We start from the raw sequence: 23464 nt of genomic DNA, 5'->3' as shown, positions 1-23464 counted from the left end.
CCGGCGCCGCGAGAAGCACGGCGCAGTCGCAGGCGCAGAGCACGGTGCCTGCAAGCCGGATCGCGAGCCGGGCTCGGAGCGAGTACCGGGTGGCTCTTCCTCGTGGAGTCGCGCGGGCGCACGTCGCGGACGTGGCAGTGGGCGCTCTGGTGCGCCGGGTTCCGCCGGAGTGAGGAAGGGGCCGCTCTCTCGCGGAGGAGGCGCGTGGTGCGGGCGTACGGAACCGAGGAGTCGGGCGCCGCGAGGAGCGTGAGTGTCGCTCGGTGCGCGTATGTCGGTCGAGTCCCATGCTGTCGTGCAGTGGGAGGCGGGTTGTGCGCCACGGTCGTGTGCCGCTCGGCGGCTCGCTTGCCGGAGGCGGCGCACCACATCCTTCGACATGACGCCGCACCTTCAGCGGCGTAGAAGGTCCGTGAACAGGCTTGGACGCCGCACGAGTCGGGGCGGGCAGACGCGATCGCCGTGGTGGGTGGCACCGCGCGGCAGTGGTCGGGAAGGTCAGATTTCGACGGCCCAGGCCAGGAAGTAGGCGGCGAAGAAGGCGACGAGCACGCCGAGGGCGACCACGGGCCAGACGGACCAGCCCCGGGTGGGGTTGTACGTCTCCTGCGGACCGGCCCAGGCCGTACCCGCCTCGGCGGGGGGCGTCTCGCCGGGCGGGACCGTGCCTCCGCTGTCGAGCCCGGGCGTGCGGTAGGGATCGGGATCAGGGTTGGCTGTCGTCATGGGTTCCGGGTGCACCCGAGCCTGGGCCTTACACCTCGGTCGGCCCACTCTTCGAAGATGCACAAGGGCGCTGGAGGGAGCACCCTGGTGGGGCGTGTGCGCCCTGGCGGTACGCCGGCGCACCGATCGGGACACCGCGGCCGCGCTCCGTGTGCGGCGAGGAGAGAGGTGGTCTGGCATCACCGGTCTCATCGAGCCCCTGTACGGCGCGCCGTGCTGGGTGAACCTGGCGACCCGCGACCTTCCGGCGGCGCGGGAGTTCTACACGGCCGTCCTCGGCTGGACGTTCCGCAGTGCGTCGCACGAGGACAACTATCTGATCGCCTTTCTCGACGACACCCCGGTCGCCGGCCTCGCCGACGCGTCGGCCGCGATCGGCGGGCCGCTCGCGTGGACGCCGTACTTCGCCGTCCCCGATCTGGGCAGCGCCGCAGGCAACGCGCAGGACCGGGGCGGGATGGTCGCGGTCGGCCCGCTCGGGGTCGCGCACGGCCGGGCGGCGATCGCGGCCGATCCGCAGGGGGCGCGTTTCGGAATGTGGCAGGGGCGCGCGCCGGCGAGCTGGCACCCGTGCCACGGGGAGCCTCCGGCCCGCCTCGACCTGCACACGAGGGACGCGTTCGCGGCGGCGATGTACTACGGGGAGCTCTTCGGCTGGCAGAACGACGAGGACTCCGAGTGCTGTTCGGTCGAGTACGAGCAGGAGACCGTCGTGGTGCGCTCGCGCCGCCACGTCGTCGGCACCCTCTACAGCGGCAGCGCCGAGCAGCCTCCCGACCCGCGCGTCACCACCTGGTGGGAGGTGACCTTCTACGTCGACGACCCGGAGGCCGCCCGGTCCGCGGCCGGCGGCTCCGGCGTGCACACCCCCGACCGCCTCCACCCCGACGCCGCGGACGTACGGCTCACCGACCCGAGCGGCGTTCCGTTCTCCGTGCGGAAGCTGCGCTGACCCGGCGCCGGGTGCGCGCGGCGGAAGTGCGGGCGTGCGCCCACGTGTAGACGGCGCCGACACCGAAACGCGAGCCGGCGCCCCGGGGCGCGTACCGCACGATCGGCGACGTGCGCCGGCAGAGCGCGATCGGCTCGCCTCCGGTAACCGGACGCCGTCCGTCCGTGCTCCGGCGCGCACCGTACAGTCCGTCCGGGATGCGCACGTCACGAGCGCACGGAAAGGGAGATGCGCCGGCGCGCTCCCGTCGACTACCGCGGTCACTGCTGACCGGAACCGGGCCCCACCCACACCGTGGTGGCGTTGCAGAACTCCTTGATCCCGTGGCCGGCGAGCTCTCTCCCGTAACCGGAGCGCTTGACGCCGCCGAACGGGAGTGCGGGGTGCGAGGCGGTCATGCCGTTGAAGTAGAGCCCTCCGGCCTCCAGGTCGCGGATGAACACGGCGCGCTCGTCCTCGTCCTGTGTCCAAATATTCGAACTCAGGCCGAAAGAGGTCGCGTTGGCGAGCCGGATGGCGGCACGGAGATCCGGGACGCGATAGACGGAGGCGACGGGGCCGAACGTCTCCTCGCGGTGGATGCGCATCTCCTCGGTGACGCCGGTGAGGACGGTCGGCGCGTAGAACCAGCCGCGGTCGAGCCCTTGCGGGCGTCGGCCACCGCACTCGGCCCTAGCTCCCTTGCCGACCGCGTCGTCGACGATCTCCGCCAGGTCGTCGCGGGCCTGCTCGCTGGAGAGCGGCCCCACGTCGGTCGACTCGTCCATCGGGTCGCCCACGGTCAACTCGCTCATCTCGGCGGTGAACCGTTGGAGGAACACGTCGTGGACGTCGGCGTGGACGATGAACCGCTTCGCGGCGATGCACGACTGCCCGTTGTTCTGCACACGCGCGGTCACCGCGATCCGCACGGCGGCGTCGAGGTCGCCCGAGGGCATCACGATGTACGGGTCGCTGCCCCCGAGTTCGAGCACCGTCTTCTTGACCTCGTCGCCCGCAACGGCGGCGACCGAGCGCCCCGCCCCCTCGCTGCCCGTGAGGGTGGCCGCGACGACCCGCGGGTCCCGCAGCACCGCCTCGATGCTGCTGGAAGGGACGAGCAGCGTCTGGAAGCAGCCGTCGGGGAAGCCCGCCCGGTGGAAGAGTTCCTCCAGATAGAGGGCGGTCTGCGGGACGTTCGAGGCGTGCTTGAGGAGCGCGGTGTTCCCCGCCATCAGCGCCGGGGCCGCGAACCTGATCACCTGCCAGAGGGGGAAGTTCCACGGCATCACCGCCAGCACGGGACCGAGCGGGCGGTAGACGACGCGTGCCGCGATGGCACCGCTGTCCTCCACGTCGGGCTGGGAGGGGTACTCGTCGCCGAGGAGTGCCTCGGCGTGCTGGGCGTACCAGCGCATCGCCTTGACACACTTGGACGCCTCCGCGCGGGCGGCGCCGATCGTCTTCCCCATCTCGGTGGTGAGCATCCGGGCGGCCGGCTCGTTCTCCCGCTCCAGCAAGTCCGCTGCCGCACGCATGAGTCGGGATCGTTCGGCGAAACCCTTCAGGCGGTACTCCTCGAAGGCGGACGCGGCGGCGGCGATCCTGCGCACCGTCTCCTCAGGGGTGAGCGGATCGAACGTCCTGAGCGTCTCGCCGGTTGCGGGGTTGACCGTCGCGATGGCCATGGTCCGTTTCTCCTTCGCGGTGCGTGCCCGCAGGGCGCTGCCGCGCTACCGCACGGCGGGCGTGCGACGGTGGCGCAGAAGGCGCGCGGATCAGTCGTCGTAGCGGGTGGGCGGGTACGGACGCCGGTCGCGGCGGCTCTGGAGCTGGTCGGGGTCGAGTTCCCCCTTTTTCAACTCCACTTCCACCTCTGCGCGTTCGTCCCGGTACTCCTGGGAATCGCGCAGACCGGCGTGTGCCTCCTCGCCCGGGCTGCGCTCCTCGTCGCCCGTCGCCGGCGGCACCTCTTCCGGGTCGTAGTCGTCCACGCCGCTCTCGACCCGCTCGGACTCCGTGAGCCTCGCCAGCTCGTCGTCGTCGGGGTGCGACGGCATGCCGGCGCCGGCGCGCGCACGGTTGTCCTGGGAGCGGTTCGGCTTGTGCTTGGACATCGTGGCTCCTCGGTTCGGAGGCGTTGCGCGCGCAGGGGCACGGACCGCCGCGGCGCTGCCCAATCCAAGGAACACCCCGGCGCTGCGGGCGGCAAAGCGGGCGGGGCCAACCGGGCGTCCGAGACGTGCGGGTGCGGCTCAGGCCGGCGTCGCCTTGCTCCTTGTCGTCTCACGGCCGGGCTTCGAGCCCTTCGGGGGATGCACCGCGCGCCCGAGGCGCCGGCCGACGAGGAGGTAGCCGAGGAGCGCGCCGGCGCTGTTGAGGAGCGCGTCGTCGATGTCGAAGGCGCGACCGGTGAGGAGAATGCCCTGGACGAGCTCGACGAGCAGCATCATGGCGGCGGTGAGCAGCGTGACGCGCACGGCCCCCCGGACACGCGGCGCCAGCACCGGCAGGAGCAGCCCGAACGGCAGGCCCAGGAGCAGGTTGCCGCCCAACTGCCGGAAGGCGTCGCGGGTTTGGGGCTGGTCGAGATAGGTGCGGATCGAGTCGCCGGGGTGGAGGTTGTTGTGCGTGAGGGGCTCGGCGGCCTCGGAGGGCTGCAACGTGAGGCGGGAGAGGGCGGCCGCGAAGGCGACCATCGCCGCGAACGCCGTCGTCACTGCGAGCAGCCGCAAGGCCGCCCGCACGGCACGCCTGCCCCGTCCGCCGTCGAGCTTCTGCCTGCCGGGCATGGGTCCACCCCCGGTACTCCGGTTCGCGGTGCGCCGACCGCCGTGTACGCCGCTTACCCACGGCGGGGAGGCGCATGCGGCCTGCCGCCTTCTGCCTACAGGGGGGACGCCGGTGCTGAGGAGTGTGCCGATGCCCTCGGCGAGGAGGCGCTCCTTGAGGCGGACGGGCAGCGCGTCGAGTAGCGCGAGGACGCCCGCGCTGCGGGCCGGGAGACCGGGTGCCGCTCCCGCGCCCCGGGTGCCGAAGCCGCCGAAGGTGAGGAGACGGTGCACCTCCTTGAGCGTGGGCGTACTTCAGGACCGCGGGGTCGGTGCCACTGACGGCAACTCCCTTGCGCTGCCGGGGAATTGACGTCGGTCAGCGAGGAGTGCGGGATGTGCCGCGTCAAGGTGGGGTGGAGGCTCGGAGGTATCCCGGTGTGCGTGAGCTGCGGTTGCAGGTGCCAGCCGTGCTCGCGCATCGCGTCCGCGGTGTGCAGCAACAGGTCTGTGTCGGGGCGGAGTTCGCCGTCGAGGACGGTGAACGCGACGAGTGAGGCGGCCGGTTCGCCCGGCAGGCGGATGCTGCCTCCGGCCGCGGGCTGGGGGAGCAGCGGCTGCGCGGCCATCGAGCCCGTACGCTGCGCGCCGCGCTCACCACGGGACAGGTCCGTCAGGCGCCGGCCACTCGGGGCTCCAATTCGAAGGCGCCGGCGATGAGTTCGTACGAGCGCTGCCGGTCCACCGGGGAGGCGATGAGGTCCTGGAGGACGAAGCCGTCCGCGCCGACCTCCGCGGCCATCGCCTCCAGCATCTCCCGCAACCGGGTGGGGGCCGCGGAGAACTGGCGAGGCCACTCGCCCGGGACGTACTCGGTCGGCTCGGGGACGCCGCCGAGTTCGGTGACGGCGGTCTCCGGGAGGGGCATGCCGTCGCCGAACTCGCCGCGGGAGAGGCGCCGGTAGAAGAGTTCGACGCTTGCCCGCAGACGGGCCGCCGCCTCCTCGGTCTCCGCACAGGAGACGTTGATCCCCACCGTGGTGCGCGGCGCCTGCAGGCCCGTGCGGAACGGCGACGGCGTGAAGGCGCGACGGTAGGCGTCGAGCGCGGTCTTGACGGCGCGGGGGTTGATGAACGCGGCGAAGCAGTAGGGGAGGCCGAGTTCGCCCGCGGCGACGGCGCTCGACGGGGTGGAGCCGAGCACCCACGGCTCCGGGTTGCCTTCGACTCCCGGCATCACCGGTACGTCGGCGAAGGGGTGGCGTTCGGGCCAGGAGCCGTCGAACCAGGTGAGCACTTCGACGATCTGGCTGCCGTAGTCCTCGTACCTGGCCAGTTCCGAGCGTTCGCGCTGGAGGGCGAGGTCGACCGCGGGCATGCCGTTGGCGCGTCCGATACCGAGGTCGATGCGGCCGGGGAACATGCTGTGCAGCAGGCGGAACGTCTCCGCGATGCGGAAGGCGCTGTGGTGGTTGAGGAGGACGGTGCCGGAGCCGACGCGGATGCCGGTGGTGAGCGAGGCGACGCGCGCGATCATGACCTCGGGACTGCTGCTCGCGTTGAGTCGCCCGGCCCCGTGGTGCTCGGCGAGCCAGTACCGGTCGTACCCCAACCGGTCGGCCAGGGCGGCGAGTTCGCCGGTGGAACGGAGTGCCTCCACCGCCGTCCCGCCCTCGGTCACCTGCGAGGTGTCGACGATCGAAAGCTCCACTGCCCTCTGCCTCCCCTCCGAAGCGGAGCACCTGCTCCGGTGGGCGACGCTAGCACGCACGCCCGTTGGATAGCGTGGACGGGTGCCCGCACCCTCGAAGAACACCGAAGCGCACAACGGCTCCAAGCACCCGGCGCCCCCGCACCGCAGCGACGCGGCGCGCAACCGCCGCCGACTCCTCACGGCCGCCGCCGAACTCCTCGCCGCCCACGGCACCGGCGTCGACGTGCGGGAGATAGCCCGGGCCGCGGGCGTCGGCATGGGCACCCTCTACCGCCACTTCCCCACCAAGGAGCAACTCCTCGACACCGCACTGGAAACGGCGTTCGCCGAGTGGGCGGCGGAAGCACGTGCCGCCTTCACCGACGACCCGTGGGCCGACCTCGCCCGCTTCCTCGACGACGCCCTGGCCCGCCAGCACCGCCACCGCGGCCTCCTCGACGGTTACGCGGCCCCGTCACCCGGGAGCCCCGTCGACACGGGTCCGGCACCGGGACCCGAAGAGGGATCACCCGCCGTCCACTGCCGCAACCTGCTGCGCCCCGTCATGGCCGAACTCGTCGAACGGGCAAGGGAGTCGGGCCGGCTCCGCCCCGACGCCGACGTCGACGACGTCTCGCACCTCCTCCTCTCCCTCGGCACGCTCACCCGCCTGGGGCCCGACGCCTGGCGTCGCCCGTTGCGGGTGGTGCTCGACGGGCTCGACGAGCGCACATCGGACGGGCTTCCGCGACGGGGGAGCAGGAGCGGGAGGTTGGGCGGATGACGGGGGCGCTCGGGTTGCAGGCGGACGTGGTGCACCCCTGACGACTTTCCTGTGCCGGGCGGCTTGCGGGCGAGCGCATGGGCGCCGTCCACACGTGGATGGAGAACGGCCGAAGATCGAGGAAGGGCGGGTCCTTCCACCGCCGTTGGGCTGTGGATGTCTCGCGGTGCGTCTCGCATCCCGCTGCTCGGGGCGTCCTGCCCGCCGCGTAGCTCGTCGGCACAACAGTAGTGGGCCAGAACGGTGCCCCTCGATGGGTGCGTTGGGGCCCGTGCACCTGGCGAGTGACCGGTGCGGGCGACCGATGCACCGCCGTGACGCGTAGACGTCCGGTCCGCACCGACAACGTGCACCATGCCACGACCGGCCTCGGCGCATAATGTGGTGCACATGTGACCGTCCGCACGCACGAGGGGCCTGCTGACCGCCCGACACTCGAGGGTTGAAGACTGGCGGAAACGAGACCGCGGGCCCGGATCGCGACACCGTGACCGACCGGTCGGCCCCCGGTATGCCGCGCGAGTGGCTTCACATGGTGAAGGTGCGATCCCGGGCTGACAGCAGCCCGAGATCGCACCTTGAGACCCTTCCCCTTAGTACGGTATGCAGACCAGCGGTATCAGGATGTCCGCCGAGGGTGCCGGGTCCGGGGGATGTGCCACCTTTGTCAACTTTCTCTTGCGGTTTCAAGTCATGCAGACACGACGAAGGGCGGCGCAAGTGCAGCCATCGCGCTCGTCACACGGAAATACCTAACCACAGACGCCAGTCAGGCGCACAGAGTTCGATCAAGAATGGACTGTCATGCGCCCAAGAGTTGACATCGGGTGCCCGATCGTCGGTCCTGGGGGTCCTGAGCAGCCGCCGGGTCAGACCCCGCTGGACCCCAGTGAATCGGCCACTCGGGCCATGTCCGTCTCGATCTCGGCGACCTGGGTGCTCGATCCGATCTCGGACGCGAGGTCGCGCGCCTGCTCAAGGTGGCTCCGTGCGCGTGCTCCGAGGCCGGCGGCCGACTCGGCGGTGCCCAGGCGATGGAGTGCCTCCACCTCTTCGTTTCGGACGTGGAGCCGGTGCGCGAGAGCCCGGACCGCCTCGAAGTGGTCGACAGCTTCCTGGGGACGCCCCGTGAGCAGAAGGGACCTGCCGATGCCGAGTTGCGCAATGATCTCCGTGCGCCGATCACCCACGCGCCGCAGGACCGGCAAGGCCGCACGGTATGTCTCGTCGGCCTCCTCCAGTCGCCCGGACTCCAGGAACAGGTTGCCGAGGTTCGTCTGCAACACCGCGAACTTGCCGGGGTCCTGCACGGCGGCGGGCCGCTCCATCGCCTCGCGGTAGTGCTCTTCGGCCTGCACGAAGTTCTTTGACTGTCGCTCCACCTCCGAGAGATTGTTGAGTACGGTGAATTCTCCGCGGTCGTCGTGCACACCCCTGAAGCGGGCAAGGGCTGCCAAGAAGTAGGTTCGCGCCTCTCCAGGGCGGTCGAGAGCCAGGCTCAGCATGCCCAACATGTTGAGGCTGCGGGCTTGTTGGAGGGGATCGTCCTCGCGCATACGGGCGCGCAGTACAGCCTGTTGGTTCTCCGCGGCCGACTGGTACTCGGCGGTGTGCCAGAGTGTGATGGAGAGTTGGTGCAGTGCTTCGACCTCCACGCCGCGCGTGGTATCCGTGTGCTGACGGGCGAGGTGGAGGGCCTCTTTCGCCGCGTTGGCGGCCTCCTCGTAGTGGCATGTTTCGTTCTCGAAGGCGGCGAGGTCCAGCAGAGCGAAGGCTCGATGTGCCTCTTCGCCGGTCCTGCGCCAGTGGCTCACCGCCCGTGACAGCGTCGCGCCCGCCCAGATCAAGTCCTCGCTGCGGTGAAGAGATTCCGCCAGCGTGTGTGTGAGAACGGAGAACTTCTGGTGCTGGTCCGAGTTCCAGAGGTGCTCAAGTACCGCCGACAGATTCGGCTTTTCGAGGCGAAGCCAGTCGTCGCCCGTTCGCTCCGCCCTCGGTGCGGCGGAATTCTCCGCCGCGAACCGTACCCGATGCGGGAAGCTCCTTCGGTCCGCCGCGTCGGCGCGGGCCGTGTAGTGCGCCACGAGGCGTTGCAAGGCCGCGCTGTTCGCTTCGCTTTCCTCGGCGCCGAGGGTTCTGGCGTACTCACGCAGTAGGTCGTGAAAGCGGTAACGATGCGGCAAGGGTTCTGTGAGCAGATGAGAGGTGAGCAGCTCTTCGAGTACCCGCTCAGTGGCGCGTATGGACAGGCCCGTGAGGGCGGCGGCGGCCTCGTCGCCGAACTCCGCACCGGGGTGGAGGGCGAGGCGCCGGAAGGCTAGCTGCTGCGTCGGGGTGAGAGCCCGGTAGCTGACCGCGAATACGGTGGACAACTCTCGTTCGACATCATGCAGTTCGGGCAGGCGTGAGTCGCTCCGGTGCAGGAGGCGAAGAAGGTCGGAGGGCGTCCACGACGGTCTGGAGAGGAGGCGGTTGGCGGCGATGTCGAGGGCCAGCGGGAGCCTCGCGCAGGCGCGCGCCAGCTCCACCGCCTCACGCCGTTCGGAGATGCGGTCACCGAGGAGCTTCGTCAGCAGGTCGACGGCATCCTCCTCGGACAGCTCGCCGAGGGCGAAGGTGCGAACTCCGGAGAGCCCCGTGAGCCGGCACCTGCCGGTGACCAACACCAGGGCGGGGGAGGACGATCCGGGTAGGAGGGGACGTAGCTGCTCGGTGCCCGCGGCGTCGTCGAGGACGGCCACGAACCTCCTGTCCTGCACCGTTGTCCGCCACAGTGCCACGAGGGCCTCGACTTCCGTCGGGAGCACGGCGGGGCCGACGCCGAGGAGGCGGAGCAGCTCGGTGAGGCTCTCCACGGGCGTCATCGGGGTGCGTTCGGGCGAATTGCCGCGTAAATCGACGAAGAGCCTTCCCTCAGGAAAACTTTCCCGCAACAAGTGCGCGATGTGCACGGCGAGCGCGGTCTTCCCCGATCCTGGCATGCCCGTGATCGTCGCGATGCCGCTCGGTGCGCCGGAGTGCACGGGCGTCGAGGTGAGTTGCAGCACCTCTTCCTCGCGTCCCGTCCAGAGGGCGTCGGGCGGGAGGTTGTCGGGGCCCGGAGCGAGCGGCGAGCTCTCCTCCGACGCCGGAAAGTTGAGGAGATGGCCGGCCGGGGTGCCGTTGAGTATTCCCTCGTGTACGCGGCGCAGCTCCGTGCCGGGGGAGCGGCCTGAGACGGTGTGCAGGCGCCTGGTAGTGCGTTGCAGTAGATGGCCGGCCTCCTCCGTGCGGCCCGCGCCGTGCAGCGCCAGCGCGTACTGGCACGTCAAATGCTCGTTCTCCGGCGGCTGTTCCACCATGGGACGGAGGGCGGTGACGGCTTCCGCGTAGCGCCGCTGGCGGAGAGCCGTTCGAGTGCGCAACAGCATGGCGGTGAGCCTGTGTTCGCCGACCTCCTTGCGGATCTCCTCCGGCCAGGCGCCCGCCAGCCCGGAGAGAGGATCGCCCGTCCACAGGGAGGTCGCCTTGTCGAAAAGGGACAGGCCTTCGGCTGTGCTGCCCGCTTCAATGAGACCACGTGCGCGGTCGAGCAGACCGAGATAGCGGTTGACGTCCACGGCTTCCGGGCCGACGCGGAGGATGTAGTTGCCGTCCCTGCGGACGAGCCAGTCCTGCGCGTCCGCTATTCCAAGATCCTTCATCCTGGACCGGATGCGGGAGGCGTACACCTGAAGATCCTTCCGCGGGTCCTGGGGCAGTTCGCCCTCTCCCCACAGGCGATCGACGAGCCTGTCGTCGCTCACCGTGCGCCCGGCCGACCATGCCAGGGAGGCGAGGACCAACCGCTCCTTGGTGGACCCGAGTTCAGCGGTGCGGTCGCCCACGCGCAGTTCGACCGTGCCCAGGAGCTGTATCCATAGTTCCACCAGCGACCTCCCGCCGGTTCGGGATGTGCAGCAAGCGGGGCCCCTTCGGGGCTCTCGACGGTCAGGGTCACTGTTCTCCGCCAAGTGACCTGACGAGCATGCAATTCTTATGTTGATGAACGATTGTGGTCGAGAATTGACCGACTGGGTAGAGGAAGAGGCCTAGGGGGTACTCGGCTTGTGGTGTTCCGGGTACGCCAGCCGACACTCGTCCGGCCGGCCGAGGGGGCGTGAGCTGAAGCGTGCGGGACAAGAGCCTGGAGAGCCGCTTGCGGAGAGCCCTTTTCCGCGTGTCGATCGACCCTGGAGCGTTGCCGGAGCTGGAGCGGGCACTCCGGGAGCGCGCCGCAAGCGCCGACTCCGCGGTCGCAGACGATCCGTCGTGCAGACCTTGGTATGTCCGGGCGTCGACACGTGGAGAAGAGGCAAGGGCAGCAGCGGAGTTGGCGCGCTTGGCAGCGGCGGACGACGGCATCCTGCGCTTGGTTGAAGGGTGGCTCGATGGTGTGGAGAGCGACGATCGACGCGTTGCCGCAGCCCCACCGGACGCCGTCAACACCATTTCGGGCGCCGAGCGCATCGCAGGGCCGGTCGTACAGGCCGCCGGCGGTATCTCCGGTGGTGTGCACTTCCACGTGGCAGGTGGCACGGACCGGACCGACCCACCGAACCAACTCCCAGCTCCACGTGAGCACTTCGTCGACCGGGCACAAGACGAGCTGATGCTCGACGCCCTCCGCGAGGAGGGAACACAGGCCCCGCAGACGATCGTGGTCACCGGGCTCGCCGGAGTGGGGAAGACGGCACTCACCGTCCGTTGGCTCCAGGAGCATCGAGCCGAATTCCCCGATGGCCTGCTCCACGCCGACCTCAAAGGGCACGCGAGCGGCACCGGACCGCGCAACCCCGGCAGCGTACTCGACCACTTGCTGCGCTCGATGGGCGTGACCGACCCGCCGGCTCACGACGACGAACGCGCGCTTTTGTGGCGCTCGTTCACGCATCGGCTGCGCCTTGCCGTACTGGCGGACGACGCATTGAGCGCTGCGCAGGTACGCCCGCTGCTCCCCACCGGAGCCGGCAGTCTGCTCGTCGCGACGAGCAGGAACAACCTGAGCGGACTGCTGGTGGACGGTGCTCGACTGCACCGGCTCGGTCCTCTCGACGACACGGCCTCACTGGCGCTGCTCGCTTCCGGTGCGGGCTCGCGCATCGGCGACGATCCCGAGGGGGCGCGGCAGGTCGTACGCCTCTGTGCGCACCTGCCCCTTGCGCTCTGCCTTGCGTCGGCTCAACTCGCCGTGCGCCCGCGCCGCCCCGTGGGGGCGCTCGCCACCGCGCTCGCCGCAGGCAAGGGACCGTTGCACACTCTGCGGGTGGACGGCGAGCCGACGGTCGGTGCTGCCTTGGAGGAGAGTTACCGGGCGCTGCCGGACGACGTCGCCCGTGCCTACCGGCAACTCGGCCTGCTCCCCGCGACGTCCTACGACCGCACGATGCTCGACGCCGTCCTGGGAGCCGAGCGCACCGAACGTGTGGTGCGGACCCTGGAGGAGAACAACCTGTTGGAGGACGACGGCCCGGAAAGGCACCGGTTCCACAATCTGGTGCAGGCACACGCACGTCAGCGTGGTGAAACGGAGGAAAGCCCCGAGTCCGAGGCGGAGACGGTAGGTCGTTACGTCGACTGGTGCCTGGCGACGGCGACCGCAGCGGAGGCGGTGCTCACCCCGAGCCATTGCAGAATCAGCCGCAGCTACTGCCAACCCGCCCCGCCGGCGGTCGAGTTCGCCGGGCATGTGGACGCCCTCGAATGGCTCGCATCTCGCCGGTTCGAGCTGGAGGCGGCCGTGCGGTACTGCGCCACTGCCGGGTGGGACCGGGCATGCTGGCAACTGGTGGACGCCATGTGGCCGCTCTTCCTGCGGCTGCGCCCGACCGAGTGGTGGGTTGAGGCCCACCAATTGGGCTGGGCCGCGGCCCGGAGGGCTGGGGCCGCTCTGGGCGAGTCGCGCATGCTGACGTCGGGGGCGGCCGGCCTGCGCAACGCGGGCCGCCATCGCGAGGCGGGCGAGTGGTTCAGGACGGCGCTGCACCAGGCGGTGCGGGACGGCGACGCTCGACAGCAGGCGCAGGCGCTCAACGGTTTGGGCAACGCTCACCTTGCGCTGGGCGAACTTTCCGCGGCAGAGGAGCACTTCTCCCGGGCACTGGCACTGCGGCAGGAGATCGGGTACCGACGCGGGGTGGCTCTCTCCCGGGTGTGCCTGGGGAAGACCGCCCTCAGGACAGGAGACCCGGAGAGCGCCGTGGGCCACCTCCGACGGGCCCACTCGGAGCTGCTGGAGGAGGCTGACACGTATGACGCGGCACGGGCGCAGGCATTCCTTGGCCGTGCCCTGCACGAGGCCGGCGGGCACGAGGCAGGGGACGAGCAACTCCGCCAAGCCGCCGCGGAGTTCGACGCCGCCGGCGCAGCCCACTGGTACGCCCGCACCTGGGAGTTCCTGGCACACGGTGCGCGCAGCGGCGGCGAACGCACCGAGGCACGCCGCCGCTACGCCCGGGCGCGGGCGCTCTACGAGCCGCTCAGTCCCGCGGACGTCCGCCGCATCGAGGAGCAGATGCGCCACCTGTGACAGGGGTTGCCCTGTGCCTCGTCCTCTGCTGTCCCGGCGATGAACTGTCCCCGCAAAGAGCGGACTCGGACGTCCACTCGATGCAGCGGACCGAGGTAGGCTCCTGCCACGACCCAGGCATGGACGAAGGAGCCCAGGACGGCTGCGCGCGGTGGGCCCACGGCTTCCAGGCCACCGCCTCCGCGCACGCGCACAGCCGTCCGTCCCTCGGTGTTCCCGGCGGCGGCGACGAGGCAGCCCGGGTACCGCCGCAGCCACAGCTCCGCGCGAGCGCCGAGACGGACGCGGGGGAGATCCACGGTCGCACTCAACACGTCTGCGCAGCACGCGAGTTCGGACTCGCCCTCGACCGCGTGCAGGTGCAGGTCGCTTCCCCGCTCTATCGCGCTGACGGCAGGCGCGCGGACCTCCGTCGACCGGGCGCCGTACGGCTGCGTAGCGAGCGTTATCCGGAACGCGGTGCTCCCACCGGCGACATCGGCCCATGACACCCGGACGAGGCCCGCATGCTCCGTCGTCGTGGCCCCATCGCCCGTCATGACCATCCGCCCTGCCATGCGACGCTCTGCAGCGCCGGCGGGTCCGGCAGCGGAGGAACCGGAGGCGGACAGGCCGGTTCGCCGAGGCCCAGCATCCGGTAGATCAGCGCGCGCATGCGCTGATGGAAACGTCCGGGTACCGACGTCAGCGCCTCCGCGACCGCGCGGTACTGCCCCGGTCGAAAGTTTTCGACCGTGTACCTCACCTGCTCGCGAAGCGGCCGCAGCGGAGTAAGACTTGGGGCACCGCTGGCCAGCAGTGCGGCCGGTGACCCGCCCACGACCTCGCGGTTCGGTACGTGCGTCAGCAGGACGGGGACGTCGGCGGACGCGGCGTACGCGGTCAACGACCCGTGGTCGCCGACGAGCAGGTCAGAGGCGAGGAGAAGCGCCTCCCAGTCCGTCTCGGGCGGCAGGAGCGCGACGCCGTGCCGGACGCACTCTTCCAGCCAGGACCGAATGTGCCAACTGCCGTGCGCAGCCCATACATTGGGGTGCAGCAGTATGGCGACCCGGTGTCCTTCCGCCGTGAGCTGCTTCAGCAGTTGCGGAAGGAAGGCGTGAAGACCGCCGAAGAAGGACGTGCGTCCCCAGGTCGAGCTGAAAAGTAGAAGACTTTCGTCGTCGGAGACGCCGAGCGCCCGGCGGAACCTCCTCCGGCCGGACGCATGCGCCATGAGACGGTCGATGCTGGGGTCTCCCACCACCTCGGCGACGGGCACCGCCTCCGGGCAGTTCTGTCGGAGTTCCTCCAAGTCCCGCTGGTGCGAGAGGGCGACGGACGCGGGGAGCAACCGGTCGCCACGCATCAGGCGACTCCGGCTGAGCATCCCCGGCGGCCTTCTGCCCGGCACCTCGGCTCCCGGCGACTCGACCCCGGCACGCAGCGGTTTGCTGTGTCCAGCGCCGTGCGCGAGCCGGAGCAGTGGCGCCTCGATGTGCTCCGTTCCCCGGGTGCCCGCCGCGACCGCGAGGTCGAACGGTGCGCGGACCGCCTCGCGCCACGGGAGCAGCGGAAGCCCGAGGTGCCGCAGGTACCTCTTGGTGCCCTCCCCGAATGGGTGGGGCGGAACGGTGAACGAGACCTGTACCCGGAGGTCCCCGCGAAGAAGAGGGGAGATCTCGCGCATCCGCTTGGCATACGTCATCGTGGACGCGACGACGAGAACGTGCTTGCACACCGGTACGGTGAGTAACTGTCCACGTTGGACCGCGGCCGGTGTGAGATGCCTGCCTTGTGCAGACATGTTTCCCCCTGTGAAGCTCGACTGCCTGACTCCCCAGGTGTTGCCCGAGGCGCCTGGCAGAGGCGTTGCAGTCCCCCTGCAGACACCTTGCAGGGAGTTACGCCGCCGTCCGTACGTCCTCCGCGACCTCCTTGCTGAGCGCCGAGCGGACGAGTGCGGCGGCGAGGTGGGCGGTGGTCGTGGAGTCGCCGCCTGCCAGGTCGGCGAGGTGGGAGGGGGAGCGGGGGAGGTCCAGGCGTGCCGCGCCGTCCAGGGTCTTGCGGTCGAGGTAGGGGGAGAACTCGGGCCAGACGCCCTGGACTTCGCGGAGGAAGATGTCGGCGCCGACGGGGCCGATGCCGGGGAAGTCGGTGAGGAGCGCGCGTGCCTCGGAGGTGTCGCCGTCGGCCCGGTGGCGGAGGCGGCGCAGGTCGCCGTGGTAGTCGTCGAGGAGCAGGCGGGCCGCGTTGCCGAGGGTGGTGGCGGTCGACTCGTCGTAGCGGCGGTAGTGGCCCTCGACGAGGGCGTCGACCCGCTGCTGCCACGTGGCGTCGCACATACGGCGGGGGCCGGTCATTCCCGCGTGGCTGATCGCCGCGGCGGCCGCGATCGCGACCCCGGACGTGATCGGGGCGCTGAGCAGTGTGGAGAGGACGAGCAGGCGGTAGAGCGGGGACGGGGTGTCGCGGAGGGTGATGTCCGCTTCCTCCGCGTACGTCGTGCCGTGCCGTTCCAGGAGCGTCCGTACGGTGGCCGCTTCTCGGTCCCGTGCCATGGCCAGCCTCGCAATCCGGCCCGCGTCCCCGCAGCCGTTCCCCGGGTCGACGCGTGGCCTGCGGGCCGGGTTCCCTGCGGAACGCGCGGAATGCGTCTCGCCGATGCCCGTGGCGGGGACCGCCCCGCCTCGGCTTTCACAAGCGCGGCGGCACCTGGAGCCGGCCGATCCACGGGTGCGCGCCGTGGGTGCGTGCCAGGGCGTCGACGAGCCAGAGGCGCTGGCGGTCGGTGAGCGCGGGCAGGACGGCGGTGAGGTCCTCCTCGTCCTTCGGGCGTGCCTCCTTCGCCTTGTAGTAGAGCTGCACTTCGGGCGCGAGGTAGGGGACGCCCTCGGGGGAGAGAGCGCCGAGTTCGGTGAGTGGCCTGCGTACGGCGGCGTCGCGGCGCGAGTACCACTCCTCGCCCTCCGACTCGTCGACCATGAGCTGGATGCGCCAGGGGGTGTAGGGCCCGGGCCGGCACCACACGTCGTGCACTCCGGGGGGCAGCGGTTCGCCCGTGCGCCAGGGGCGCAGGCTGCCGGGCGGCTCCGCGGCCCACCACTCCCAGCCGGTGAGGGCGTGCTGCGCCCGCAGGTGGTCGCGTCTGAGGAGCAGGACGTCGATGTCCTCGTGGCTGCGGACCCTCCGTCCCAGTGCGAGTTCGATGGCGAAGCCGCCCGCGATCCACCAGGGGACGTCGAGGTCGCCGAAGAGCTCGGCCACGTCGGTGGGTTGGGCCGGCTCCCACCGTCCGAAAGGGGCTCGGGTCTCGGTCATGCCCGCCATTGTGCGGGTGGCGCGGTCGACCGGCGTCGAGCGTGGACGGCGGGCGGGTCGCCGCGCGTCCTCAGCCGGTGCGTGAGGGGAAGCGGCGGACGTACCGGTACTGCCACGGTGTCTCGACCGCTCGGCGGTGGTAGTGGCGGCGGACGTGGCCGACGGCCTCCTCGGGCGGAACGCCGTCGAGAACGGCGAGGCAGGCGAGGGCCGTGCCCGTCCGGCCGCGGCCGCCGCCGCAGGCGATCTCGACGCGTCCGCCGGCGGAACGCTCCCACGCGTCGCGGAACGCGTCCGCGGCCTCGGCGCGGTCGGACGGCAGCCGGAAGTCGGGCCAGCGAAGCCAGCGCGCCTCCCAGGCGAAGGCGGGCGGCGGGCTGCCGAGGAGGTACAGCCCGAAGTCGGGGCGTGCGCCGTCCGGTTCGGGCCGTCTCAGCCCCCTGCCGCGGAGGAGCCGACCGGAGGGGAGGCGCAGGATGCCCGGCGCTTCGGGGTCCCAGGTGTCCATGGTGCGAGGCTACGTCGCACGCGGTGGTGTGTGCGCCCCGGCCGCTGTTCCGGTGCGGCCGGGGCGGGTATCGGCGGGTCAGCGCTGTGGCGTCACTCGTCGCATTGCAGCGTTCCGTTGTGCACGCCGTCGATGAGCGCTTCGTGTGCCTCCCTGAGGCGGTCGGCGTCGGCCTTGTTCACCTTCCGGTCGTAGGTGAGGATGCCGTTCAACTCCCCTTCCAGATCGGTGATCTGGGTGTAGACGGCACCGCTGCTGCCGCGGCACGCGGCGAGTTGCTCGACCTCGTGCAGCCGGTCGAGGTACTCGTCGGTGTACTTCTCCTTCTCGACGCCCACGTAGGTGTGCCGCACGGGCCAGCTATGCCCCGGCACCGCGAGGCCGAGCCCTCCGTACTCGCCGCTGACGAGGGCGCGTCGGCCGTCCGAGTCCGGGAGTTCGGCCTCCGGGTAGCCGTGCGCGTCGGAGATGTCGCCGTTGCCGCCGTCGACGGCGCCGCAGCAGTTGTGCCCGCTCATGTTGTTGACGAGGCGGGTGGGGTCCAGCTCCTTGGCGAGGTCGGCGATACGGGCCTGGTCGTACTGGCCCCAACCCTCGTTGAATGTCACCCACATGACGATCGAGGGGTGGCTGTCGTGCTGCGCGATCATCGCCTTCAGCTCGTCCTCGAACTGCGCGCGTGCCGCGTCGTCGGGCTCGTGCGGCATCGACGGCATGTCCTGCCAGACGAGCAGTCCCAGCCGGTCGGCATGGTAGAACCAGCGGTCGGGCTCCACCTTGATGTGCTTGCGGACCGAGTTGAAGCCCATGTCCTTGTGGGTCTCGAGGTCGTAGGCGAGCGCCTCGTCGGTCGGCGGGGTGTGGAGGCCGTCGGGCCAGTAGCCCTGGTCGAGGGTGGCCATCGAGAAGACGGGCTCGCCGTTGAGCACCATGCGCTGCTGCCCGTCGACCTCCTTCACCCCGATCGTGCGCATCCCGAAGTAGCTTTCCACCCGGTCGGCGCCCTCGCCCTCGCCGACGGTGACGCGGAGCGTGTACAGGTGCGGGTCGTCGGGGGACCAGAGGCGGGGCTCGGGTACGGGCACGGCGAACGGGTCGCTTCCTGAGCCGGTGGCGCGGCCGATCTCCTCGTCGCCTTCGTAGGCGACCGCGGTCACGGGGACGCCGTCGCCGACGCCGCGCGCCGCGACGGTGACCTGCTCCTCGTCGACGTCGGGCGTGGTCTTCACGTCGGTGGTGTGCTCCTCGGCGACGGGCTCCATCCAGACCGTCTGCCAGATCCCGGAGGACGGTGTGTACCAGATCCCCTCGGGCGAAAGGCGCTGCTTGCCGGCCGGCGGGTTCTCGCCGCCGTCCTTGTCGGTCGGGTCGTAGACGCCGACGACGAGCTCCTGCGTGCCGCCGTCGCGGAGCGCGTCGGTGACGTCGGCGGTGAACCTGTCGTAGCCGCCCTTGTGTTGAGCGACGCGTTCGCCGTTGACGTAGACGACTGCCTGCCAGTCGACGGCGTCGAAGTTGAGGCGGAGCCGCTTGCCCGAGCCGACCTCCCAGCCCTCCGGGACCTCGAACGAGCGCTTGTACCACATGCGTTCCTCGTGGCGCTCGACACCGGAGAGCTGCGACTCGACGGGGTAGGGGACGAGGATCTCCTCGTCGAGTTCCTTCTCCGGGCCGACCGGTGGCTCCTCGCCCGCCTCGGCGCCCGCGAACTGCCAGGTGCCGTTGAGGTTGCGCCACTCGTCGCGCTTGAGCTGCGGGCGCGGGTACTCGGGGAGCGCGTTGTCCGGACCGACCTCGTCCGCCCAGTCGGTCCGTAGCTGGTGGGTCGAGTTGTTGGCGCCCGAGGTCCAGAACGCGGAAACGGGTTCGCCGTCGGCTCCGGCGAGGCCGCCCTCGCCGTCGTACTTCACGTCGGCCGTGCCGCCCTGGCCGACCACGGGCTCGTCGAGCGCGACGAGGAGCTTCGTCGGTTCCTCCGGGTCCGAACTCGCCTTGCCCAGCGGCCAGTCGGTGCCGCCGATCTCGGCCGAGAAGTGCTCGACGAACTCGGGGCCCGGCGCCTCGACGCCCTGCGGGAAGCCCAACTCCAACACCTTGCCCGACTCTTGGACCTGCACCTCGGTGGGCCCGTCGTAGGCGAAGTCCTCGGGCACGGTGAGCGCGGACTGCGGCACGGCGGACTGCTCTTCGCCCGGCGGCGTCCAGTCGAGGTGGAGGTTGGCGCCGCCCACCTGGTTGAAGTACTCGACCTTGAGGTCGTGCTCCTGGCCGGCGCGCAGCTCGACCGGTTCGGAGGTCTGCTCCTCGTCCCAGTCGGGCACCCAGTGGTCGATCGCCAACTCGTCGTCGATCCACAGCCGGAAGCCGTTGTCGCCCGTGAGGTGGAAGGTGTGGGCGCCGGTCTTCTCCGGATTGAGGGTGCCGGTCCAGCGGACGCTCGTGTGGTCGGAGCGCCCGGCGCGCTCGGTGAGGCGTGGGACGAGGTCGGCGAAGTCCAGGGAGGGGTCGAAGGCGGTGGTGCGGAGTTCACCGAAGTCGAAGGCGTCGGGCTCCGATTGGGTCCAGTACTCGGCCTTCAGGCCGTGTGCGGCGGGAGGCGCATCCTTCGGACGCTGCTCGGCGGCGGAGGATGCGGGGCCTGTGCCGAGCGCGAGGGCGAGGAGTGCGAGGACGGTGGTGACAGCCGCCGTCCAGGTACGTGCGCGTCTCACGGTACCTCCGGGGGGAGGGGGGGAGTCGGGCGGTCGCAGTGCTGCCCCGGGTGCGGTCCGTCTCGTATAACGTGAGAAAAACAGGGGCAGTTGGCATCTCAGCACGCCTCCCGTGCCGTGTCCAGGTCCATGACAACAGGGGGAGGGGTCCGGGTGAGCGTGGGTCTCAAGGACGTCGCGGCGCGCGCCGGTGTGTCGATCAAGACGGTTTCCAACGTCGTCAACAACCGTCTGCACGTCACGCCCGCCACCCGCGAAAGGGTCCAGCAGGCCATCGACGACCTCGGCTACCGCCCCAACGTCACCGCCCGCCACCTGCGCAAGGGCCGCACCGGCATCCTCGCCCTCGCCGTACCGGAGCTCGGCAACCCGTACTTCGCCGAGCTCGCGGGCGCCGTGATCGACGCGGCGGCGGAGCACGACTACACCGTCCTCCTCGACCACACCCAAGGTCGCAGGGAGCGCGAACTCCTCGTCACCCGCGGCTTCCGGGCCAGGGTGATCGACGGCCTCATCCTCAACCCGCTGGAACTGGAGCCCGAGGACCTCGCCCAACGTCCGGAGGACGCGCCCCTGGTGCTCATCGGCGAACGCCGCTACGACCTCCCCTACGACCACGTCGCCATCGACAACATCGCCGCAGCCCGCGCCGCCGTACGCCACCTCCTCGACCTCGGCCGCCGGCGCATCGCCTTCCTCGGCGCCCGCGACGACCGCCCGAGCCGGCCCGCATACCTCCGACTCCTCGGCTGGCGCGCGGAGTTGGCGGAGTCGGGGGTGCCGGCCGACGACGCGTTGATCGGCACCGTCGAAGGCTGGGACAGGGCGGACGGAGCCGCGGCGATGGCGGCGCTCCTCGACGCGGGGCGGATGCCGGACGCCGTCTTCGCCTACAACGACCTCATCGCCATCGGGGCGATGCGGGTGATGGCCGAGCGCGGGCTGCGGGTGCCGGAGGACGTCGCGGTCGTCGGCTTCGACGACCTGACCGAAGGGCGGTACGGCGCGGTCACGTTGACCACGGTCGCGCCGGACAAGCAGGCGATAGCCGGGCTGGCGGTCGGCTCGCTCGTCGACCGGATTGCGCAGGCCGACGCGCCCGCGAGCGGCACCGCAGGTCCCGGCGGCCCGCGGCTGCTCCAGCCCGGCTTCGCCCTCGTGGAGCGGGAGAGCACGCGCGGGGCCGGGGCCGCCGACTCCTAGCCGGTCGGGGGATGCGCACTGTCCAACGATGTACGCGGCATCCTCCGGCAGCTCAGACCCGCTTCGGGCGGCCGAAGCGGACGGGAACCCCCGGGGAGTGGAGGACGCTCACGGGCTCGCCCGCCGGCTCGGACAGCCCGGCCGCCGTGAGCAGGTCCCCTTCGCACCGCAACAGCTCCGCACGGTGCAGCCGCCAGCGCGGGTGCGTGGTCGGCAGGCGTGCCGTACGCCCGAACACCCTGCTGTGCAGCGCCCAGCGCGCCGTCAGGAAGTGCTCCAACTCGCCCGGCTCGTCGATTGGTTCGCCGATCCGGACCTCGATCCTGCTCCGCACGCCGCGCCGGGGCGCCCGGCGCGCCAAGGTGTAGGCGATCCTGTCGCGCTCCCTCTCGACCGCCATCCGGGACCAGAAGTACGGCAGCCCGAAGGAGAGCCTGCCCAGCGCCGCGGGGACGAGCCGGGCGGCGTCGAGGGAGCGGAAGACCACCCCGCGGCGGCCCTGGGCATCGACGGAGTACAGCCGCACGTTGGTCTCGGCGAAGCTGCCGAGGTACGGCACACCCGGCAGCCGCAGCGGCCCCGTACGGTGCATGCGGAACGCGACGATCCCGACGTGCGCGCTGCCGTCGAAGGTGTCGGGGACGACCCCGGCCGGCAGGAGCGGCGCGACGTCCGCGGGCTCGACCCGCCAGTGGACGAAGGTGAGGTCGAGCCACGACTGGGTGAGCAGTGGCCTGTCGACGCGCTCCGGCGGATGCGGCGTCACGGGTTCCGTAGTCATGGGAGCGAGCCTCTCAACCCCGCAGCGGGCGCCCCGTACGCGGTCGGAGCGGGCGCCGGTCAGTGGTGGAAGCTCGGCTGTGCGACCGCGTCGGTGCGGCCGCTCCGGAGCCGCTCGACGGCCTGCCGGAGGTCCCGCGCGAGCAGCAGCATGGTGTCGTGCGCCGTCCCGTGGCGGACGAGCACCCGCTGCACCACGGTGTCGTCGCGGTGCGCGGGCAGCGGGTACGCCGGGACCTGCCAGCCGCGCAGCCTCAGTTGCTCGGAGACGTCGTAGAGGGTGAAGCCGGCCGAGTCGGGTTCGCTGAGGCGCCAGGTGACCGCGGGCAGGGCGGTGGAGCCGTCGTGGAGGAGGGTGAAGGGGCCCATGGTGCGCACCTGCTCGGCGAGCGCCTGCGCGCTGTCGGCGCACTGGGTGAGCACCTTCCGGTAGCCCTCCCGGCCGAGCCGCAGCAGGGTGTAGTACTGCGCGACGATCTCCCCGCCCGGCCGGGAGAAGTTGAGCGCGAAGGTCGGCATGTCGCCGCCGAGGTAGTCGACGCGGAAGACGAGGTCCTCGGGGAGCAGCTCGGCCCTGCGCCACACGACCCACCCCACGCCGAGCGGCGCCATGCCGTACTTGTGCCCCGACGCATTGATCGAGGCGACGCGCTTGACGCGGAAGTCCCACACCAGGTCGGGGTCGCGGAACGGCGCGACGAAGCCGCCGCTCGCCGCGTCGACGTGGAGGGGAACATCGAGCCCGGTGTCGCGCTCGAGCGTGTCGAGCGCGTCGGCGATCTCCGCTACGGGCTCGTAGTCGGTGGTGAAGGTGATCCCCAGGATCGCCACGACGCCGATGGTGTTCTCGTCGACGTACCCCCGGAGCTGGTGCGCGCGGAGCCCGGTGGCGTCCGGCTCCAGCGGCACCTGCCTAAGCTCCACGTCGAAGTAGCGCGCGAACTTCTCCCAGCACACCTGCACGGGGCCGCAGACGAGGTTCGGGCGGTCGGCCGGCTTCCCCTCGGCCCGCCGCCGCTGCCGCCAGCGCCACTTGAGCGCCAGCCCGCCGAGCATCGCCGCCTCGCTGGAGCCCGTCGTGGAGCAGCCCATCGTGGACTCGCCCGCCGGGCTGTTCCACAGGTCGGCGAGGAGGTGGACGCAGCGGGACTCGATCTCCGCGGTCTGCGGGTACTCGTCCTTGTCGATCATGTTCTTGTCGATGCATTCGCCCATGAGGCGGTGCACCTCCGGCTCGGACCACGTCGTGCAGAAGGTGGCGAGGTTCTGCGCGGCGTTCCCGTCGAGCGCCAGCTCGTCCCGGACGAGGGAGTAGACGGCGGCGGGGAAGGAGCTGTGCTCGGGGACCCGGAACTTCGGCAGCGCGCGGTCGCTGAGGGACATCCCGTAGACGTCGTCGAACGCTTCGTCCCGATCGCCGGTCACGTGGTGCAGCGCCATCCCAGGCTCCTTCCGGACTCCGCAACGACGCTAGGCAGCCGCCGGACGCCGCGCACCCGCAGCGCGCCAA

18 protein-coding genes are annotated in these 23464 nt (G+C 71.0%); 5 read left to right on the top strand and 13 right to left on the bottom strand.

The window, feature by feature from the left end; all coding sequences use genetic code 11:
* Window positions 1-498: 498 nt before the first annotated feature.
* A complete protein-coding gene (locus tag F603_RS0112795; RefSeq protein WP_019546400.1) occupies window positions 499-726 on the bottom strand; it encodes a DUF6480 family protein in 228 nt (75 codons plus the stop codon).
* A gap of 220 nt (window positions 727-946) precedes the next feature.
* On the opposite strand from F603_RS0112795, the gene F603_RS0112790 reads away from it, so the two are divergent.
* Entirely contained in the window at window positions 947-1678 is a 732-nt protein-coding gene (locus F603_RS0112790) for a VOC family protein (RefSeq protein WP_158678637.1), read from the top strand.
* Between the two features lie 260 nt (window positions 1679-1938).
* On the opposite strand, the gene F603_RS0112785 is transcribed toward F603_RS0112790, so the two are convergent.
* The 4 genes from F603_RS0112785 to F603_RS0112765 form a co-directional block, all read right to left on the bottom strand.
* Window positions 1939-3345 carry an NADP-dependent succinic semialdehyde dehydrogenase gene (locus F603_RS0112785; protein ID WP_019546398.1) on the bottom strand — a complete coding sequence of 469 codons (1407 nt, stop codon included), beginning with the start codon at window positions 3343-3345 and terminating at the stop codon, window positions 1939-1941.
* A gap of 90 nt (window positions 3346-3435) precedes the next feature.
* On the bottom strand, window positions 3436-3774 hold the full coding sequence (locus tag F603_RS0112780) for a hypothetical protein (protein WP_019546397.1): 339 nt from the start codon (window positions 3772-3774) through the stop codon (window positions 3436-3438).
* A gap of 138 nt (window positions 3775-3912) precedes the next feature.
* On the bottom strand, window positions 3913-4722 hold the full coding sequence (locus F603_RS32015; protein ID WP_425426970.1) for a VanZ family protein: 810 nt from the start codon (window positions 4720-4722) through the stop codon (window positions 3913-3915).
* A 379-nt stretch (window positions 4723-5101) separates the two neighbouring features.
* Window positions 5102-6139: an MsnO8 family LLM class oxidoreductase gene (locus tag F603_RS0112765; RefSeq protein ID WP_019546395.1), complete on the bottom strand. Its 1038-nt coding sequence runs from the start codon at window positions 6137-6139 to the stop codon at window positions 5102-5104.
* Window positions 6140-6221: 82 nt separating this feature from the next.
* On the opposite strand from F603_RS0112765, the gene F603_RS0112760 reads away from it, so the two are divergent.
* A complete protein-coding gene (locus F603_RS0112760) occupies window positions 6222-6905 on the top strand; it encodes a TetR/AcrR family transcriptional regulator (RefSeq protein ID WP_019546394.1) in 684 nt (227 codons plus the stop codon).
* 869 nt (window positions 6906-7774) lie between these two features.
* Here F603_RS0112760 and F603_RS0112755 read toward each other — a convergent pair.
* Entirely contained in the window at window positions 7775-10813 is a 3039-nt protein-coding gene (locus F603_RS0112755) for an AfsR/SARP family transcriptional regulator (protein WP_019546393.1), read from the bottom strand.
* 452 nt (window positions 10814-11265) lie between these two features.
* On the opposite strand from F603_RS0112755, the gene F603_RS0112750 reads away from it, so the two are divergent.
* Together F603_RS0112750 and F603_RS0112745 are read left to right on the top strand one after the other, a co-directional pair.
* A complete protein-coding gene (locus tag F603_RS0112750; protein ID WP_019546392.1) occupies window positions 11266-13452 on the top strand; it encodes a tetratricopeptide repeat protein in 2187 nt (728 codons plus the stop codon).
* A gap of 119 nt (window positions 13453-13571) precedes the next feature.
* Window positions 13572-13940 (top strand): hypothetical protein, encoded by a 369-nt coding sequence (locus F603_RS0112745; RefSeq protein ID WP_019546391.1) that lies wholly within the window; start codon window positions 13572-13574, stop codon window positions 13938-13940.
* A gap of 47 nt (window positions 13941-13987) precedes the next feature.
* On the opposite strand, the gene F603_RS0112740 is transcribed toward F603_RS0112745, so the two are convergent.
* The 5 genes from F603_RS0112740 to F603_RS0112720 form a co-directional block, all read right to left on the bottom strand.
* The gene (locus F603_RS0112740; protein WP_019546390.1) at window positions 13988-15172 is read right to left on the bottom strand and encodes a hypothetical protein; all 1185 of its coding nucleotides are present in this window, start codon (window positions 15170-15172) and stop codon (window positions 13988-13990) included.
* A gap of 163 nt (window positions 15173-15335) precedes the next feature.
* The gene (locus F603_RS0112735; RefSeq protein ID WP_019546389.1) at window positions 15336-15992 is read right to left on the bottom strand and encodes an HhH-GDP family DNA glycosylase; all 657 of its coding nucleotides are present in this window, start codon (window positions 15990-15992) and stop codon (window positions 15336-15338) included.
* A 136-nt stretch (window positions 15993-16128) separates the two neighbouring features.
* Window positions 16129-16752 (bottom strand): nucleotidyltransferase domain-containing protein, encoded by a 624-nt coding sequence (locus tag F603_RS0112730; protein ID WP_026328370.1) that lies wholly within the window; start codon window positions 16750-16752, stop codon window positions 16129-16131.
* 70 nt (window positions 16753-16822) lie between these two features.
* Window positions 16823-17260, bottom strand: a complete 438-nt coding sequence (locus F603_RS0112725; protein ID WP_019546387.1) for a protein-tyrosine phosphatase family protein — start codon at window positions 17258-17260, stop codon at window positions 16823-16825.
* A 92-nt stretch (window positions 17261-17352) separates the two neighbouring features.
* A complete protein-coding gene (locus F603_RS0112720) occupies window positions 17353-19971 on the bottom strand; it encodes a glycoside hydrolase family 2 (RefSeq protein WP_019546386.1) in 2619 nt (872 codons plus the stop codon).
* A gap of 153 nt (window positions 19972-20124) precedes the next feature.
* On the opposite strand from F603_RS0112720, the gene F603_RS0112715 reads away from it, so the two are divergent.
* Entirely contained in the window at window positions 20125-21174 is a 1050-nt protein-coding gene (locus F603_RS0112715; protein WP_019546385.1) for a LacI family DNA-binding transcriptional regulator, read from the top strand.
* A gap of 52 nt (window positions 21175-21226) precedes the next feature.
* Here F603_RS0112715 and F603_RS0112710 read toward each other — a convergent pair whose 3' ends face one another.
* Together F603_RS0112710 and gad are read right to left on the bottom strand one after the other, a co-directional pair.
* A complete protein-coding gene (locus F603_RS0112710; protein WP_026328369.1) occupies window positions 21227-21955 on the bottom strand; it encodes a YqjF family protein in 729 nt (242 codons plus the stop codon).
* Between the two features lie 59 nt (window positions 21956-22014).
* Entirely contained in the window at window positions 22015-23394 is a 1380-nt protein-coding gene (gene gad, locus F603_RS0112705) for a glutamate decarboxylase (protein ID WP_019546383.1), read from the bottom strand.
* Window positions 23395-23464: the final 70 nt, after the last annotated feature.

Origin of the sequence: Streptomyces sulphureus DSM 40104, assembly GCF_000381025.1 — a bacterium.
GTDB classification, from domain to species: domain Bacteria; phylum Actinomycetota; class Actinomycetes; order Streptomycetales; family Streptomycetaceae; genus Streptomyces; species Streptomyces sulphureus.
Note: the sequence above shows the minus strand (reverse complement) of the source record. Positions and strands in the feature narration are given on the sequence as shown.

Coding starts and splice junctions, on each gene's coding strand:
- F603_RS0112795 (WP_019546400.1), bottom strand. CDS start 726: ATGACGACAGCCAACCCTGATCCCGATCCCTACCGCACGCCCGGGCTC.
- F603_RS0112785 (WP_019546398.1), bottom strand. CDS start 3,345: ATGGCCATCGCGACGGTCAACCCCGCAACCGGCGAGACGCTCAGGACG.
- F603_RS0112780 (WP_019546397.1), bottom strand. CDS start 3,774: ATGTCCAAGCACAAGCCGAACCGCTCCCAGGACAACCGTGCGCGCGCC.
- F603_RS0112745 (WP_019546391.1), top strand. CDS start 13,572: ATGGACGAAGGAGCCCAGGACGGCTGCGCGCGGTGGGCCCACGGCTTC.
- F603_RS0112735 (WP_019546389.1), bottom strand. CDS start 15,992: ATGGCACGGGACCGAGAAGCGGCCACCGTACGGACGCTCCTGGAACGG.
- F603_RS0112730 (WP_026328370.1), bottom strand. CDS start 16,752: ATGACCGAGACCCGAGCCCCTTTCGGACGGTGGGAGCCGGCCCAACCC.
- F603_RS0112725 (WP_019546387.1), bottom strand. CDS start 17,260: ATGGACACCTGGGACCCCGAAGCGCCGGGCATCCTGCGCCTCCCCTCC.
- F603_RS0112710 (WP_026328369.1), bottom strand. CDS start 21,955: ATGACTACGGAACCCGTGACGCCGCATCCGCCGGAGCGCGTCGACAGG.
- gad (WP_019546383.1), bottom strand. CDS start 23,394: ATGGCGCTGCACCACGTGACCGGCGATCGGGACGAAGCGTTCGACGAC.